This is a genomic window from Pseudomonas sp. 20-5 (assembly GCF_056782835.1).
Genome location: NZ_CM165584.1, coordinates 4,140,994 through 4,156,961 on the forward strand (window position 1 = coordinate 4,140,994; position 15,968 = coordinate 4,156,961).

Sequence of the window (15,968 nt, forward strand, 5' to 3'; positions counted from 1 at the left end):
TCGTCTTCCCCTCCACGCTCTTTTACACTGCGGCCAACCCAACCACCGGACCCGCGCTCCATGCCCGATCGCCACGCCGAACAGCCTGCCCGCCAACCGCGCACCAAGCCTGCGGAGGTTCGTCTCGAGGAACTGATGGCGGCGGCGCAGCAACTGTTCCTAGACAAGGGTGTGGACGCCACCACCATCAGCGACATCGTCGCTGCCGCGGGGGTCGCCAAGGGTACCTTCTATCACTACTTCCAAGCCAAGACCGACATCCTCCTGGCCCTGCGCGAGCGCTTCACCCAGGCTTTCCAGCAGCGCATCGCGAATGCCGTCGAGGCCTGTCCGGCGAACGACCATCCCGGCCGCCTGCGCGCCTGGACCGAGAGCGGCCTGGCGGGCTACCTGGAGGGCTACCGGCTGCACGATGTGGTCTACAGCGAACACCATCACCACCAGCGCGGCAACCAGGAGCGCGACCGCGTGCTGGAGCAATTGGCGGAGCTACTGGAGAACGGCGCGGCGGCCGGCGCCTGGCCGCTGCGCAACCCACGGCTGAACGCCCTGCTGCTCTACTCCGGGCTGCATGGCGCCGCCGACGACGCCATCGCCGGCGGCCGCCTGGATACCCAGCCGCTGGCCGGCGAACTCGCCGATGCCTTCCTGCGCCTGCTCGGTGCCAGCGACTGAGGCAGGCTCAGCCGCAGAAGGTTTCCTGCAGGTGGCGCCAGTACAGCCGCCCTTCGTCGTCACGGTGCAGGACTACGGTGGACAGGCGCTCGCTGCGACCCGCCGCGTCGGACTGGATTTCCCGATAGGCCAGGGTCGCGCCATCCACGCCTGAAGCCAGCAGACTCTCGCCGTCGATCTCGATGCGCAGCCCAGGACGAGTGCCGCCCTTGCTGCGGAACAGCTCGCCCAGAGCAGTCTTGTCCAGGACCACGCCATGCGGCGTGACCATCGAGAAGTCCTCGGCGAAACGCGCCATCAACGCATCCAGCGCGTCAGCCCGTGAGTCGCCGGCCAGCCAGTCGCGGATCGCCACGTGGGCATGGTGGATTTCCCGGCGGTAGGCACAAGTCATGGTGTAGCTCCTTTCAGGTCTGGACCAGGGCGCGAACCCCGGCGGAATCGATACGCCTCACCCACGGCAGAGGCAATAGCGTGAAAGCGGCGGCGAACAGGAAGCAGTGGACGAAGGCCGCGGGGTCGGCCCGCGCCTGCAATAGGTTGAGCAACCCACCGAGCACGGCCATGCCCAGGCAGAACACCAGTTGCCGATTGATGTTCCACAAGGCGCTGGCATGGCCCATGCGCGCCGCCGGGACGTCGAGCAAGGCCATGCCCTGTGCCGCGCTGCTACACAGGCTGCCGCCGAATCCCATGGTCGCGTAGGCCCCCGCCAGTTGCCAGAAGCCGCTCCCCTCCCCGCTTCGAGCCAGCCACAGCAGGCCGCCGGCCTGTATCGCCATGCCCGCCAGCAGCAAGGATTTCGGCCCCCAGCGATTGAAGCGTCGCCGGGTCAGGCCGATGGCCAGGCCGGCCGCCAGCGCCCAGGGCAGCATCAGCGCACCGGCACGGCTCGCGCTGAGGCCGAGGGGGCCTTGCAGATAGAGCATGGCGACCAGGTTGGCGCCCATGAAGGCTCCCGGCACGCAGAGATAGACCAGCATCGCCGTACGCAGCAATGGCGCCTCCAGCAAGCCAAGGTCGAGCAGCGCGTCGGTACGAGCGCGCCCGTCACGCCAGTAGCAGCAGCCCAGCACGCAGGCCAGCAGCGCCAGGAGCAGGCCACGCCCGCCGCCGCCGGGCGATCCCAGCCAGGCGAGCGCCACCAGCAGCGTGGCCAGCGCCGCCGAGCCGAGCAGCAGGCCGCGCAGGTCCAGGCGCTGCGCCGCATGCTTGTGCCTGGGCAGCCAGCGCATCGCCAGGGCCAGCACCAGCAGCGCCGGCGCCACGCTGGCGAAGAAGATCCCACGCCAGGACAGGCTGTCCACCAGCCAGCCGCCGAGGGCAGGCGCCACGGCGGGAACGATCAGCGCCACCAGCATCACCCGTGCGGTCAGGCCGGCCCGTGCCGACGCCGGGACATTCCGATAGGCCATGGCCTGGCCGAGGGGGATCAGCAACCCGCCGGCCAACCCCTGGCACAGGCGCCAGACGATCAACGTCGCCGCCGATCCAGCCAGGCCGCAACCCAGCGAAGCGCTGGCGAAACCGGCCAGTGCCAGCAGCATCAGTCGCCGTTCTCCCAGGCGCGAAGCGAGCCAGACGCTCAACGGAATCACCAGGGTCAAGCCGAGCAGGTAGGTGTTGCCGATCCACGCCAGGGTCGCCACCGAAGCGCCAAGGGAACGCCCGATGTCCGGGTAGGCGACGCTGGCGATGAAGATGTTCACCAGGTCCAGGGCGAACCCCAGCAGGTACAAAGTGGCCAGGCGGGACGGTTGATTCATGGGCGCTCCGGAGGTTTGCCGGGGAGCATAGCGAGGCGCTCGCGCTATCTGGAGAGGCTAATCGCGCATAGACTGTCAAATCGAATTTGACAATAGGGACGCCTTCCATGGTCAGCCTCGACCGCTTCGAAACCTTTCGCGCCGTGGTCGACTGCGGTTCCCTCAGCGCCGCCGCCGACACCCTCGGCCAGACGCGTGCGGTAGTCAGCTTCAACCTCAAGCGGCTGGAGGCCGAACTGGGCGTTTCTCTGCTCAGCCGCAGCACCCGGCGGATGGCCCTGACCGATGCTGGCGAACGCTTCTACCAGCGCTGCGTGAAGGTGCTCGACGAGGCGCGCCTGGCCATCGACGACGCCCGCGCCGAGCATGGCGAACTGCGTGGCAGCCTGCGCGTCACCACCACCCAGGAATACGGCCTGCGCCAACTGGTGCCGGCCCTGCAGGCATTCGCCCGGCTGCACCCGGCGTTGCAGGTACAATTGTCGACCTCATCGCTGCATGCCGACCTGATTGGCGAACGCTTCGACGTCGCCATCCGCCTGGGGCGCCTGGAGGACTCCACCCACCATGCGGTGCAACTGGCCAGCTTCGAGGTCCTGGCGGTGGCCAGCCCGGCCTGCCTGGCGGCGCTCGGCGAACCGCCGCCGACCGACCTGGAGAGTCTGGAGCGCCTGCAGAATCTCGGTCACAGCCGGCTGGCGGACTCCCTGCCCTGGCAAGTACGCGCCCCCGACGGCGCCCTGCGCAGCTACCGCGGACCGCGCCATCCCATGCTGCTGGCCGACAACGCCGCGGCCCTGCGCGCCTTTGCCCTCGACGGCCTGGGTATCGCCGTGCTGCCGGACTGGCTGGTGCAGGCCGACTTGCGCTGCGGCGCACTGCAACGCCTGCTGGCGGACCACGGGTTTCCGCTCCAGGGCGTGCATGCCGTTTATCCGCCGACCCGCCACCTGCCGTCGAAGGTCCGCGCGTTCATCGACTTCCTCAAGACTCGCCTGGGGCACCCGGACGCCGGTTAGAAAACCGAGGCCGCCGCGATTGCCCGCGGCGGCCTCGGCACAGACGTGGCTCAGTTACCCTGCGGCATCTCGCCGCGCGCCAGGCGCGCATTGATGTCGCGGACCACCGCTGGCAGCTCGGCGATGGTCTCGATCAGGTAGTGCGGACGCGAACCTTCGAACATCTGTTCGATACGCGTCCGCTCGCGCTCCAGTTCGGCCGCCGGCAGCGCCTTGTACTGCTCGTAGGTGAGGCCCAGGGCATTGCCCGAGCAGGTCAGCGCCACCGTCCACATCCCGGCGCGGCGCCCTTCGAGGATACCCGGCCAGGTGTCGTCGACCTTCACGCAGGCCGCCACATCGTCGATCCCCAGGGCGATCACGTTGGCCAGCGCCTGGGCCGGCCATGGCCGGCCGTTGGGCACTTCGTCGGTGGCCACCACGTGGTCGGCGACGTAACCGTTGGTCTCGGCCAGGGCTACCACCTTCTCCATCACCACCGCCGGATAACCGGAACAGGAACCGATCTTCAGGCCCATCCCGCGGAGTTCGGCGATCGCCTGCAGGGCGCCGGGGATCAGCGCCGAATGTTCGGCGATCTTTTCGATCTGCAGCGGCATGAAGCGCTCGTAGATGGCGGTGACATCGTCGTCGCTGGGCAGGCGGCCGAAGACGGCGCGGTAGCGCTCGGCGATCGCCGGGATGTCGCAGAGGGTGCGGATGTGGTCCCACTTGCCCATTCCCATCGGACCGCGCGCTTCCTCCAGGCTGACCTGGACGCCGAATTCGGCGAAAGCCTCGACGAAGATCTGGGTCGGCGCGAAGGAGCCGAAATCGACCACGGTTCCCGCCCAGTCGAGGATGGCGGCCTGGAGGGTGGCTGGCTGGTTGTAATTCATTGTCGTGAACCCTTTTCTGCTCGTTGTCGTTCAGTTCAGATCTCGAGGACTTCCAGTTCGCGCAGCGCCTCGCCGATGGCGGCGACCGCCTGCCGCATCTCCGCGGCGTCGACGTGGCCGATGCAGCCGACGCGGAAGGTTTCCACCTGGGTCAACTTGCCCGGATAGAGGATGAAGCCCTTCTCCCGCACGCGTTGGTAGAAGTCGGCGAAGCGGTAGCGCGGATCGCGCGGCGCGTGGAAGGTAACGATGATCGGCGCCTGGATTTCCGCCGGCAGGAAGCTGCGGAAACCGAGCCGGGCCATCTCGCCGAGCAGCGTTTCGCAATTGCTCGCGTAGCGCCGCTGACGCGCCGGCAGGCCGCCCTCCTCTTCGTACTGGCTGAGCGCTTCGTGCAGGGCGGCGACCACATGGGTCGGCGGGGTGAAGCGCCACTGCCCGGTCTTGCGCATATAGGCGTGCTGGTCCTGCAGGTCCATGGCCAGGGAGTGGCAGTTGCCGGCGCTGGCTTCCAGGGCGGCGCTGCGGGCGAAGACGAAGCCCATCCCGGGGACGCCCTCCAGGCACTTGCCGGAGGCGGCGATCAAGGCATCGAACGGAACTTTCCGGGCATCGATCCCGATCGCCCCGAAGGAGCTCATGGCATCGACGATCAGGCGCTTGCCGTGACGCTCGACGACCTTGGCGATGGCCTCGAGCGGATTGAGGATGCCGGTGCTGGTCTCGCAGTGGATCAGCGCCACATGGCTGATCGCCGGATCGGCGGCCAGCAGACGCTCGACGTCAGCGGCGGTGGTCGGCACGTTCTCTTCGGTCTCGAAGGTGCTGAAGGGCCGTTGCAGAACCTCGCAGATCTTCGCCAGGCGCTTGCCGTAGGCACCGTTGATCAACACCAGGACCTTGCCGTCGCGCGGCACCAGGGTGCCGATCGCCGCTTCCACGGCGAAGGTGCCGCTGCCCTGCAACGGTACGCAGGTGTGGCTGCCTTCGCCGCCTACGATCTTCAGCAGGCGCTGGCAGACGCTGGCGGTGAGTTCGTTGAAATCGCTGTCCCAGGAGCCCCAGTCGACCATCATCGCCCGACGGGTACGGTAGGAGGTGGTCAGCGGACCGGGGGTCAGCAGGATGGGTGCGCGTTCGGCAGTGCTCATGCTCATTTCCTCTGCGGGAATCGGCCAAAGAAACCGGATCGGGCTTCGCGGTCCGGGCGGTCGTTCCGCGCCGGCGTTCCAGGGAAGCCTGGAGACATAAGGTGAGCGCCGCGCTACTATCGTTCAAATTGTTTGTTCCGATGCCAGCCATAAGCCAGGCCGATACCATGAATCTCTTCCAGCTCCGCGCCTTCGACGCCGTCGCCCGCGAAGGCAGTTTCACCCGCGCCGCCGAGCGCCTGTGCATCAGCCAACCGGCGGTGACCGGACACGTCAAGGCCCTCGAGGAGCACTACCAGGTCACCCTGTTCCGGCGCACCGCCCGGCGCATCGAACTGACCGAGGAGGGCTCGCGCCTGGTGGCGATCACGCGCACCCTGTTCGCTCTGGAGGAAGAAGCCGAGGCCCTGCTCGACGCCAATCGACAATTGGTCTCCGGCCGCCTCGAAGTCGCCGCCGACGGCCCGCACCTGGTGATGCCGATGCTCGCCCGGCTGCGCGCGAGCTATCCGGGAATCACCGTCAACCTGCGCCTGGGCAACGCCCAGGAAACCCTCGCGGCGCTGCTCAGCGAACACGTCGACGTCGCCGTGCTGACCGAGGTCGAGGCGCGTCCCGGGCTGTTCCTGGAGGAGTTGGTGAATTCGCGCATCTGCGCCCTGTTGCCTCGCCAGCATCCCTGGTGCGAACGCAACGAAAGCGTACCGCTGGAAGAGCTCGACCAGCAGATCATGGTGCTGCGCGAACCCGGTTCGATCACCCGCCGCACCTTCGACCGCGCCTGTGCCGAGCAGGGCGTGCAGCCGCGGGTGCTGCTGGAGCTGGACAGCCGGGAAGCGGTGACCGAAGCGGTGGCCGCCGAACTGGGCGTCGGCGTGGTGTCTTCCCTGGAGGTCGGCAACGATCCGCGGGTTCGCGCGGTGCCGCTGGTCGGTCCCGAGCTGACCAACCGCCACCTGATCGGCTGCCTGGAGAAGCGCCGCGGCCTACGGGTGATCAGGGCATTCCTGGAACTGGCGGCGACCTGAGTCGCGCCTCAGCTCCAGTGACGCTCGCGGGTGCGGCGGTCTTCGCCGAAGCCGAACAGCGAGGCCAGCGAATACACGATCAGCTCGGCGATCCAGGCGACCAGCAAGGCGCAGCCCAGGCCCCAGGCGATCACCTCGGGCTTGAGCAGGACCTGGTAGCTGTAGCTGGCATAGGTTTCCATCAGCAACTCATGGTTCGGTGCGCGCAGCATGTGCCAGGCGCGGGCGTACCAGGGACCCTGCATGGCCTGCCACTCGGCGTCGAGCATGCGCGCGCGACGCATCAGGCGGTCGAGGTTCTCGCCGTCGCGCTGGAACACCGGATCGCTGTTGCTGCGGTAATGCCTGACCAGTTCCTCCAGGCTACCGTTGAAGAACTGCCCGGCGGTCTGCTGGAAGCCCTGGATGTTCTGCGCGGCCTCCAGGCGATGGGCGTCGACGCGCTTGGCGTAGTCGTCGATGAAACCGGGCACCTGCACCCCGAGCAGCAGGCCCAGGGTGAACAGCAGCAGTCTCAGGTAACTGCGGAACATGCGCTCTCCTCGTCCACGGCGGCGATTCAGACCCGCCCCTTGGCCAACACCTCGCCGCCCCACCAGAGGACCCACTCGCCGCTCTGCTGCAAGGTCCAGTTCTCGTTGTCGGTGAGCGGCTCGGTGGCGATCACCGTGACCACATCGTCCGGCGTGGTTTCCGCATGGAAGTCCACGGTCAGGTCGGCATCCTTCAACCGCGCCGGGCCGAATGGCGCACGGCGGGTAATGTAGGCGAGTTTGCTGGAGCAGAAGGTGAACAGCCAGTCGCCGTCGCTGATCAGGGCATTGAACACACCTTTCTTGCGATATTCGTCACAGGCCGAGATCAGCACCGGCAACAGCACCTCCACCGGCACCGGCTCGGGGAAAGCCCGGCGCACGCGGTTCAGCAGGTCGCAGAAGGCCGCCTCGCTGTCGGTCTCGCCGACCGGGCGGTAGAAACCGGGCTTGGGCTGGAAGTCGGCCAGTTGGCCATTGTGCGCGAAGGTCCAGTAGCGCCCACCGAGTTCGCGGATGAAGGGGTGGGTGTTGCTCAGCCCGACCTTGCCGACGTTGGCCTGGCGGATGTGCCCGATGACCGTCTCGCTCTTGATCGGGAAGCGCTGCACCAGCCGCGCCACCTCCGAATCGACGCTCGCCAGCGGGTCCTGGAACAGCCGCACGCCGCGTCCTTCGTAGAAGGCGATGCCCCAACCGTCGCGGTGCGGGCCGGTACCGCCGCCGCGCTGCATCAGTCCGGTGAAGCTGAAGACGATGTCCGTCGGGACGTTGGCGCTCATGCCCAATAGTTCACACATGGCTCAAACCTCCCTGAGCAAGGCTGTACGTAGTAGTTCTCGTTCCCGCTGCAGACGCGCCTGCAGGCTCGCGCGACCGACCGGCAGGAAACGGGTCAGGGCGCGCCAGAGCAGTCGCGGCAGGTCGCCGCGACGCCGGGGAATCAGGTGCAGATGCAGGTGCGCCACGTGCTGGTTGGCCGCCACGCCATCGTTGAGCAACAGGTTGATGCCTTCCACGCCGAAACCGGCCCGGCGCAATGCGCGACCGATACGCTCGGCGAGCGCCAGGAGGGCGTCGCGGGCGGCGGCGGAAAGATCGCTCAGGTGCGGGGCGTGCTCGCGGGCTACGATCAGCACGTGCGCCGGTCGCAGCGGAAAGATGTCCAGCAGGACGATGAAATGCTCGTCCTCGAAGAGTCTGTGCGCCGGCTCGCGGCCACCCGCTATGGCGCAGAACACGCAATCCATGGGAAATCCCGACATAGGCCTCGCCTCATGCTGAACGCCTGCCGGGCGTAGCGCAAGAATGGATTTCGTCGCGAAAGGCTACAGGCGCGGCTCGATGCGCATGCGCCGGTCGCCGTGCTCGTCGGTGCGGGTGTCGACGTCCGGCATCAACTCGGGCTGCATCATCTGCCGCAGGGTCGGCTCGTCCTCGGCGTCCTGCGACGGATGCCGACGATTCTTCCAGGCCCGCTCCAGCGGCCAGCGGATGGCGGCGATCAGCAGGTACAGGCCGAAACCGAGCAGCGCCACCAGGGCCAGGTCAGAGACCGCGCGCCAGGCGTTGTTGCCGACCTTGAACACGACATCCAGCGCGGTGATGGCGATGGCCGGGGCGTAGAGGTCGTTCTGCGGGTCCACCGGAGTCGGCGTGAACAGCAGGATGAAGACGATCAGCCGCAGGGGTTCGCGCAGCCAGCGCCACATCCAGCCGGTCATCAGCCAGAACACCAGCATCAGGCCGAGTCCGGCGATGGCGTAGGCGCCCCAGGCGATCAGATAGTCTTGTTCATTCATGCGGCGTGCGTGGCGATAGCGGTGATGGGGGGCTTATGATAGCCGCTTTTGCATGCCGACGCGCCTACCCACCGATGGCGGGCGCCGCGCCGCCAGTTTTATTCAGATTTCCCGGCCTCGCGCATGGCCGGATCGACGAGGATTCCCGATGCCCCATCCGCAGCCCCCCATCGCCCGCCGCGACGCCGGAAGCGACCCCTACGCCTGGCTGGAGGAGCGCGACGCCCCGGAGGTGCTCGACTACCTGAAGGCCGAGAACGCCTACCTGGATAGCGAACTGGCCGACCAGGCCGGGTTGCGCGAGACCCTGTTCGAGGAGATCAGGGGACGCATCCGCGAGACCGACCTGTCGTTGCCCAGTCCGTGGGGTCCGTGGCTGTACTACCAGCGCACCACCGCCGGCGACGAATACCCGCGCCACTACCGCTGCCCGCGTCCGGCGGACGGCAGCCTGGCGGTCGACGAAGGCGCCGAGCAACTGTTGCTCGATCCCAACCAGTTGGCCGACGGCGGCTTCCTCTCCCTCGGCGCCTTCAGCATCAGCCCCGACCAGAGCCTGCTGGCCTACAGCCTGGACACCAGCGGCGACGAGATCTACCGCCTGTTCGTCAAGGACCTCGCCAGCGGCGCGGTGCAGGCCCTGCCCTTCGACGACTGCGACGGCAGCCTGACCTGGGCCAACGACAACCGCACGCTGTTCTTCGGCGAACTGGACGACACCCACCGCCCGCACAAGCTCTATCGCCACCGCCTGGGCGAGGCCGGCGCCGAGCTGGTGTTCGAGGAAGGCGACGGGCGCTTCTTCCTGCACTGCTACCGCTCCAGCTCGGAACGCCAGCTGATCCTCCTGCTCAACAGCAAGACCACCAGCGAGGCCTGGGTGCTCGACGCCGACCAGCCGCAGGGAACGTTCCGTTGCCTGGCGCCGCGCGAGGAAGGCCACGAGTACTACCCCGACCACGGTCGCCTCGACGGCCGGGGCCTGTGGCTGATCCGCAGCAACCAGGCGGGGATCAACTTCGCCCTCTACCAGGCCGAGGAGTCGCGGCCGACTCGCGAGCACTGGCAACTGCGCGTGGCCCACGACCCGCAGCGGACCCTGGAAGATGTCAGCCTGAACGCCGAGGCGGTGATCCTCGGCCTGCGCGACGGCGGCCTGCCGGTGATCGAGGTGCAACCGCAGGGCCTGCCGGCCTACCGCGTGCAGTTGCCGGACGCCGCCTACAGCCTCTACGTGCAGGACAGCCTGGAATTCGACAGCCCCTGCGTGCGACTGCGCTACGAGGCCCTGAATCGTCCGGCGCAGGTACGCCAGCTGAACCTCGCCGATGGCACGCAGACCGTCCTCAAGCAGACCCCGGTGGAAGGCCCATTCGACGCCGACGCCTACGCCAGCCGGCGCATCTGGGCCAGCAGCGGCGACGGCACGCAGGTGCCGGTCAGCCTGGTGGCGCGCAAGGAAGTCCTCGACGGCATCGCCGCCGGGCGCCCCGCGCCGCTCTATCTCTATGGCTACGGCGCCTACGGGCATAGCCTCGATCCCTGGTTCTCCCACGCCCGCCTGAGCCTGCTCGAACGCGGCTTCGTCTTCGCCATCGCCCATGTCCGTGGCGGCGGCGAACTGGGCGAAGCCTGGTACCGGGCCGGCAAGCTGGAACACAAGCAGAACAGCTTCGACGACTTCATCGCCTGCGCCGAGCACCTGCTCGCCGAGGGCTACTGCCGTCCCGAGGGTCTCGCCATCAGCGGCGGCAGCGCCGGCGGGCTGTTGATCGGCGCGGTGCTCAACCAGCGCCCGCAACTGTTCGGCGCGGCCATCGCCGAGGTGCCTTTCGTCGACGTGCTGAACAGCATGCTCAATCCGGACCTGCCGCTGACCGTCACCGAATACGATGAGTGGGGCAACCCGCAGGAGCCCGAGGTGCATGCGCGGATCGCCGCCTACGCGCCCTACGAGAACGTCAGGGCCCAAGACTACCCGCACCTGCTGGTGGTCGCCGGCTACAACGACAGCCGCGTGCAGTACTGGGAAGCCGCCAAGTGGGTGGCGAAACTGCGGGCGACCAGGACCGACGCCAACCTGCTGCTGCTCAAGACCGACCTCGGCGCCGGCCACGGCGGCATGAGCGGCCGCTACCAGGGGCTGAAGGACGTGGCGCTGGAATACGCCTTCCTGCTCAAGGTCCTCGGCCTGGTATGACCACCGCGGGGGCCGGCGACGCCGGCCTTCCGCCACGAAAAAGGGAACCTTCGTGAAACGACGCTTCTGGCCCGCCATGGGCCTGCTCGCCGCGATCATGCTGGCCGTCTACCTGGCGAATCCGTTCGGCACCGCCAGTCTCGACCCGCGCGCACGGCTCCTCGGCGTGGCGCTGTACAAGATCCCTTCGCGCTCGATGGAACCGACCTTGCAACAGGGCGACTTCATCCTCGCCAACGCCGCGCGCTACGCCTTCGCCGACCCGCAGGTCGGCGACCTGGTGGTGTTCCGCTTCCCGCCGCAGCGCAGCATCGCCTATGTGAAGCGCATCGCCGGGATACCCGGCGATCGCGTGCGGATCGATGGCGGCCGGCTCTACGTCAATGAGCGCCCGGTGACGGAGCCCTACCTGGCGCAACAGGCGCTGCGCCAGCCGGACTCCCTGCGCATGGCCGAGCGGACCGTCCCCGCCGGCCAATACTTCATGCTCGGCGACAACCGCGACAACTCCAACGACAGCCGCTACTGGGGCTACGTACCGCGCGCCGACCTGGTCGGCCGGGTGTTCGCCGTCTGGTATGCCGAGGACACCCGGCGCATCGGTTCGGTGCGCTGACGCCCCTCAGAAGAACTGGGTGACGCTGATCTTGGCGTTGCGTCCCTGGCTGTAGACCAGGTCGCCGCCCAGCGGCTGGCGATAGGAGCGGTTGAACAGGTTGTCCACGGTGAAGTCGATGCGGGTGTCCTTCAGGCCCAGCTTGGCCGGGACCCACTCGGCGAACAGCCGATGAGTGTCGTAGCTGTCGTTGGCCGCGTGATCCCAGTAGATATCGCCGGAACCGGTACCCATCCCGCCGCTGTAGCGATCGCTGGGCAGGCGGTCGGTCTTGCGCACGAACTCGCCCTGCCAGCCGAGCTTGGCATCCCATTCCGGAACCTTCAGGCCGAGCATGGCCACCCACTTCGGCGGCGGGATGTCGCGCGCCCACACGTTCGGTCCCCAGGGATTGCTGTAGGCCCCATCGTGCTTGCCGGTCATCCACGAGTAGGACAGGCTGCCGAACAGCCGCTGGCTGTCGTAGAAGCTCTCGATCTCGAAGCCCTTGATGGTCAGGCCCGGCAAGTTGCGGTAGTTGCTCAGCGGCAGCATGTCGCCGCAGCTACCACCGATACTGCCGTTGTCGATCGACTGCTGGCGGCAGCCGACGCTGCGGGTGCGGAATATCTCGTCCTTGATGCGGTTCTGGAACAACGTGGTGCGGATCTGCAGGCTGTCGCCGGCGACCAGCAGGTCCGGCAGGTTGATCACGCTGCCGCCACGGATCGCATGGATGCGCTCGGCGTCCAGGTCGCGGCTGCTGCCACCGATGGTCGAACTGTTCTGCACTTCGTACTGCTCGTCGATCACCGGCGCTCGCCAGGTCTCGGTGTAGTCGGCGAAGAACGCCAGGTTCGGCGTCGCGGTCCAGAACACCGACAGCCGCGGCGACCAGCCGGAGTAGGTCTGGGCGCGATAGTCATGGCCGAGCTTGGGATTGTCGTAGATCGGCGCCAGGTTGGCCTGGCCGTCGTTGCGCACGCTGTCGAAGCGCATCGATGGGGTGACGGTCAGGCTGCCGTAGGTGATCGCGTCCTGGATGTAGAAGCTCTGCGTGTCCTGCTTGCCGGCCGGCATGAATGCCGGTTGCAGCCAGCCGTAGTTGTAGCGCGGGGTCTCGTAGGTCTTGCCCGGCATGTGCATGAGGATGTCGCGCTTGTGCCTGTGCAGCGCCGCGCCCAGGGTCAGCTCGTGCTGTAGCGCTCCGGTATCGAAACGGCTGGTGTTGCGCAGCTCCAGGACCTTGTCCTGGTACTCGGTACGCATCCGTTTGCCACCGGTGGCGAGCTGGTAGAAGGCGGTGTCCTCGCGACGGTCGAGTTGCTCGGTGCGGGCGTCGGAATAGCTCAGTTGCAGGTCGACCCAGGGGTTGTCCAGCGGATGGTAGTTGTACTTGCCGGTCCAGGTGGTGTCGGTGGTATCGCGGTGGGCCAGCAGGCGGGTCAGGCCCAGCTCGTAGCCGTAGCGGTCGATGGTCCACTGGCTCGGCGGGGTCGGGTAGCTGCTGGCGGAGAACGGCGTCCAGCGCGAGCTTTTCGAGCGCAGGTAGGTGAAACCCAGGTCGTGCTCCTCGGTGGGGTGCAGGTTGAGCTTGAACAGGCCGGTCTTCTCGTCCTGGGCGCTGTTGGGCAGGCGCTTGGGGTTGATCGGGTAGTCGGTGGGCGACAGCGGCAGGTTGTCGGCCAGCTTCATGTCGCGGCCGTCGCGACCGTTGAGATAGAGCAGGGCATCGACGCGGCGGTCTTCGCTGCGACCGAACACGGCGCCGGAGTAGATCTTCTGCTGGTCGTTGGAGTGATAGCCGTACTTGAGCATGGCGCCGACGTCGCGGCCTTCGCGCAGCAGGTCCGGCGCGTCCTTGGTCTCCATGTGCACGGTGCCGCCGAAGCCGCCATTGCCGGTGAACACCGAGTGCGGTCCCTTCTCCACCTCGATGCGCTTGATCATTTCCGGTTCGATGAACACGGTGCCCTGCTGGTAGCGCTCGAAGCCGCTCTTCTGCGCGCCGTCCAGGGTATAGGGCACGTCCTCGGCGTCGCCCAGGCCCCAGATGTTGGTGGTCTGTCCGCCCGGCTTGGGCGAGCCGCCCATGGTCACTCCGGGCAGGGTCTGCAGCAGGCTGGGGATGTTGTCCGCCTGCTGGCGTTCGATATCCCGCCGGGTCAGGGTCGAACGGCCGACGTTGCTGGCGTCCACTTCGCGACCGTTGCCGACGATGGTCTGCGCGTCCAGTTGCAGCGCGTTGTCGCTGTAGGCGTCGACCTGGCGCCGGCGCACCACGTAGCCGCCGCCCGCCTCCACCAGCTCCAGCTCGGAACCGACCAGCAACCGCTCCAGCGCCTCGCGCACCCCGTAGCTGCCGCTCAGCGCCGGAGCGCGCAGGCCCCGCAGGAGCGACTCGTCGAACAGCACCTGGACCTGCGCCTGCTGCGCCAGGCGCGACAGCGAGGCGGCCAGCGGCTGCGCCGGCAGGTCGAAGCGTCGTTCGGCAGCGCTGGCGCCGGCGGCCCACAACGCGGCGCCGAGCACGGCGGCGGAACACAGCGGGCGCCAGGCGGCGCGGGTGAAAGGCAAGGTCATGCTGGAACTCTCCCCAAGTGACTGCTGGATGTCGCCGGCAGCGGCGACGGACAGCAGAGAAGACGCAGCAGGGAGAAAAACCCACATATGCGAATGAAAAATATTTTCATTAATGCTGACGACGCGCCTCAGCGCGCCAGGATCAGCACCTCGCCACCAGCCTGCGGCTGCACCCGCACCGGCAATAGCGCCGGCAGGGCGAGGAGAAAATCGTCGGGGCGGGCGATCCGCACCGTACCGGAGACCCGCTTGCCGGCAAGCCGGGGATCTCCCAGGCGGATCGGCGCGGCGCGATAGCGCGACAGTTCCTCCACCAGTTCGCCCAGCGGCTTGTCGCGGAACACCAGCTGCCCATCGCGCCAACTGGCGACCTGCTCCGGCGCCACATGGCCGAGTTCCAGGCGCTGCTCGGCGAGGTCCAGGCGCGCGCTGTCGCCAGCCAGCAGCACATGTTCGGCATCCTTCTCCAGGGACGGCTGCAACGCCACGCGCCCCTGTTTCACCGCCACGGCGAGGGCCTGCGCGTTGCGCCGGACGCTGAACTGGGTACCGAGTACGGTGACCCGGCTGTCGCCGCTGCCGACCCGGAAAGGCCGGGCCGGATCGTGGCTGACCACGAAGAACACCTCGCCTTTCTTCAACAGCACGTCGCGGGTGCGCTCGGCGTAACGCACCTGCACCTGGGTATCGACGTCGAGGAACAGCTTCGAGCCGTCCGCCAGGACCACCTCGCGCTGCTCGCCAGGCGCCGTGCCGTAGGCGAGGTTCGGCCCGAGCGACTGGTCGCGCCAGAACAGGGTGGCGACGAGTAGCGCGCAGAACACGAAGAACGCCGCCGCCAGCGCCCGTGGCAGGCGCCAGGCCGGCACCGGCTCGGGAATATCGTCCAGCGCCGGGCGCGGCAGGCCGTCGAACTCGCGCCAGAGCCGCTCCATGCCCTCGAGCGCTTCGCGATGGCGCGGATCGGCGCGTAGCCAATCCTCCAGCTCGGCCCGGCAGGCAGCGCTGAAATGCCCGGAACGACGCCGGCTGAACCAGTAGGCGGCGCGGTGATCGATGTCCTCTTCGGTTTCGTCTGCGAACAGCGGTTCCAGTCGTTCCAGCGGCTTCATCCTTCGCCTCCCTGGCCAAGCCGCCGCTTGCAGTGCAGCAAGGCGCTGGCGATGTGCTTTTCCACCATGCTCAGGGAGATTCCCATGCGCTCGGCCACTTCGACCTGGGACAGGCCGTCGAACTTGTGCAGGACGAACGCTTCGCGCCGCCGCGGCGGCAGCTCGGCCAGCGCGGCCGCCAGGTGGCTGAGACGCTGCTGCTGTTCGAAACGCTCGCCCGGCCCGGCCGCCTCGCCTTCCAGCGCGGCGGGTTCGTCGTTCGCCGCCGGCCGGTCGAGATCCTGGCCGCGGCTCTGCTGCCGGCGCCAATGGTCGCGCAACAGGTTGCGGGCGATCTGGAAAAGAAATGCGCGCGGCTGCTCGACCGATTGCCGGCCCGGCCATTTCAGCCACTGGGCGAAAGTATCCTGGGCGAGGTCGGCGGCGTCCGCCGAACTGCCCAGGTGCTTGCGCAGGAAGCGCAGCAACTCGCCATGGAACGCCTGATAGGCATGCGAGACGGAACCACGGAAGCGCTCATCCATCCGTGCATCCTCCGGCGGCGCCCCCCGCGCCGTTGACCCGCTGCAACACCTCGCCTCCCCGCTTCCGTCGGATACGGAAGTCCCTTGCAAATATGCGAATGA

General features: G+C 67.8%; 16 protein-coding genes. 5 read left to right on the forward strand and 11 right to left on the reverse strand.

Features of this window, described 5'->3' with window-relative positions; translation table 11 throughout:
- Nucleotides 1-60 precede the first annotated feature (60 nt).
- Entirely contained in the window at nucleotides 61-675 is a 615-nt protein-coding gene (locus AC1RB9_RS19010) for a TetR/AcrR family transcriptional regulator (protein ID WP_003082696.1), read from the forward strand.
- Nucleotides 676-682: 7 nt separating this feature from the next.
- On the opposite strand, the gene AC1RB9_RS19015 is transcribed toward AC1RB9_RS19010, so the two are convergent.
- Both AC1RB9_RS19015 and AC1RB9_RS19020 read right to left on the reverse strand, forming a co-directional pair.
- The gene (locus tag AC1RB9_RS19015; protein WP_003082694.1) at nucleotides 683-1,069 is read right to left on the reverse strand and encodes a DUF4440 domain-containing protein; all 387 of its coding nucleotides are present in this window, start codon (nucleotides 1,067-1,069) and stop codon (nucleotides 683-685) included.
- 13 nt (nucleotides 1,070-1,082) lie between these two features.
- Entirely contained in the window at nucleotides 1,083-2,441 is a 1,359-nt protein-coding gene (locus tag AC1RB9_RS19020; RefSeq protein WP_003449494.1) for an MDR family MFS transporter, read from the reverse strand.
- Between the two features lie 107 nt (nucleotides 2,442-2,548).
- Here AC1RB9_RS19020 and AC1RB9_RS19025 point away from each other — a divergent pair, with 107 nt between their 5' ends.
- Entirely contained in the window at nucleotides 2,549-3,460 is a 912-nt protein-coding gene (locus tag AC1RB9_RS19025) for a LysR family transcriptional regulator (protein WP_003082689.1), read from the forward strand.
- Nucleotides 3,461-3,510: 50 nt separating this feature from the next.
- Here the strand turns inward: AC1RB9_RS19025 and phnX are convergent, their stop codons facing one another.
- Both phnX and phnW read right to left on the reverse strand, forming a co-directional pair.
- Nucleotides 3,511-4,338: a phosphonoacetaldehyde hydrolase gene (gene phnX / locus AC1RB9_RS19030; RefSeq protein ID WP_003100114.1), complete on the reverse strand. Its 828-nt coding sequence runs from the start codon at nucleotides 4,336-4,338 to the stop codon at nucleotides 3,511-3,513.
- A 35-nt stretch (nucleotides 4,339-4,373) separates the two neighbouring features.
- Nucleotides 4,374-5,489 carry a 2-aminoethylphosphonate--pyruvate transaminase gene (phnW, locus tag AC1RB9_RS19035; protein ID WP_003086851.1) on the reverse strand — a complete coding sequence of 372 codons (1,116 nt, stop codon included), beginning with the start codon at nucleotides 5,487-5,489 and terminating at the stop codon, nucleotides 4,374-4,376.
- Nucleotides 5,490-5,656: 167 nt separating this feature from the next.
- Between phnW and AC1RB9_RS19040 the strand changes: the two genes are divergently transcribed.
- Nucleotides 5,657-6,517: a LysR substrate-binding domain-containing protein gene (locus AC1RB9_RS19040; protein ID WP_003449490.1), complete on the forward strand. Its 861-nt coding sequence runs from the start codon at nucleotides 5,657-5,659 to the stop codon at nucleotides 6,515-6,517.
- Between the two features lie 8 nt (nucleotides 6,518-6,525).
- On the opposite strand, the gene AC1RB9_RS19045 is transcribed toward AC1RB9_RS19040, so the two are convergent.
- From AC1RB9_RS19045 to AC1RB9_RS19060, 4 genes are all read right to left on the reverse strand, one after another.
- Nucleotides 6,526-7,050, reverse strand: coding sequence for a DUF2937 family protein (locus AC1RB9_RS19045; protein WP_003082681.1), 525 nt, complete (start codon nucleotides 7,048-7,050; stop codon nucleotides 6,526-6,528).
- Nucleotides 7,051-7,076: 26 nt separating this feature from the next.
- A complete protein-coding gene (locus tag AC1RB9_RS19050) occupies nucleotides 7,077-7,850 on the reverse strand; it encodes a class II glutamine amidotransferase (protein WP_003082680.1) in 774 nt (257 codons plus the stop codon).
- 3 nt (nucleotides 7,851-7,853) lie between these two features.
- On the reverse strand, nucleotides 7,854-8,315 hold the full coding sequence (locus tag AC1RB9_RS19055; protein ID WP_003082677.1) for an HIT family protein: 462 nt from the start codon (nucleotides 8,313-8,315) through the stop codon (nucleotides 7,854-7,856).
- 63 nt (nucleotides 8,316-8,378) lie between these two features.
- Nucleotides 8,379-8,852 carry a hypothetical protein gene (locus AC1RB9_RS19060; protein ID WP_003086834.1) on the reverse strand — a complete coding sequence of 158 codons (474 nt, stop codon included), beginning with the start codon at nucleotides 8,850-8,852 and terminating at the stop codon, nucleotides 8,379-8,381.
- Nucleotides 8,853-9,000: 148 nt separating this feature from the next.
- Between AC1RB9_RS19060 and AC1RB9_RS19065 the strand changes: the two genes are divergently transcribed.
- Together AC1RB9_RS19065 and lepB are read left to right on the forward strand one after the other, a co-directional pair.
- Complete coding sequence (locus tag AC1RB9_RS19065) at nucleotides 9,001-11,052, forward strand: S9 family peptidase (RefSeq protein WP_003112365.1); 2,052 nt, start codon at nucleotides 9,001-9,003, stop codon at nucleotides 11,050-11,052.
- A 76-nt stretch (nucleotides 11,053-11,128) separates the two neighbouring features.
- Nucleotides 11,129-11,668, forward strand: a complete 540-nt coding sequence (gene lepB, locus AC1RB9_RS19070) for a signal peptidase I (RefSeq protein ID WP_003082673.1) — start codon at nucleotides 11,129-11,131, stop codon at nucleotides 11,666-11,668.
- Between the two features lie 6 nt (nucleotides 11,669-11,674).
- Here lepB and hxuC read toward each other — a convergent pair whose 3' ends face one another.
- The 3 genes from hxuC to AC1RB9_RS19085 form a co-directional block, all read right to left on the reverse strand.
- Nucleotides 11,675-14,230 (reverse strand): heme receptor HxuC, encoded by a 2,556-nt coding sequence (gene hxuC, locus AC1RB9_RS19075; protein WP_003449479.1) that lies wholly within the window; start codon nucleotides 14,228-14,230, stop codon nucleotides 11,675-11,677.
- A gap of 128 nt (nucleotides 14,231-14,358) precedes the next feature.
- The gene (locus tag AC1RB9_RS19080; RefSeq protein ID WP_003082671.1) at nucleotides 14,359-15,342 is read right to left on the reverse strand and encodes a FecR family protein; all 984 of its coding nucleotides are present in this window, start codon (nucleotides 15,340-15,342) and stop codon (nucleotides 14,359-14,361) included.
- Complete coding sequence (locus AC1RB9_RS19085) at nucleotides 15,339-15,866, reverse strand: RNA polymerase sigma factor (protein ID WP_003082669.1); 528 nt, start codon at nucleotides 15,864-15,866, stop codon at nucleotides 15,339-15,341. Before AC1RB9_RS19085 ends, AC1RB9_RS19080 begins: the two co-directional genes overlap by 4 nt.
- Nucleotides 15,867-15,968: the final 102 nt, after the last annotated feature.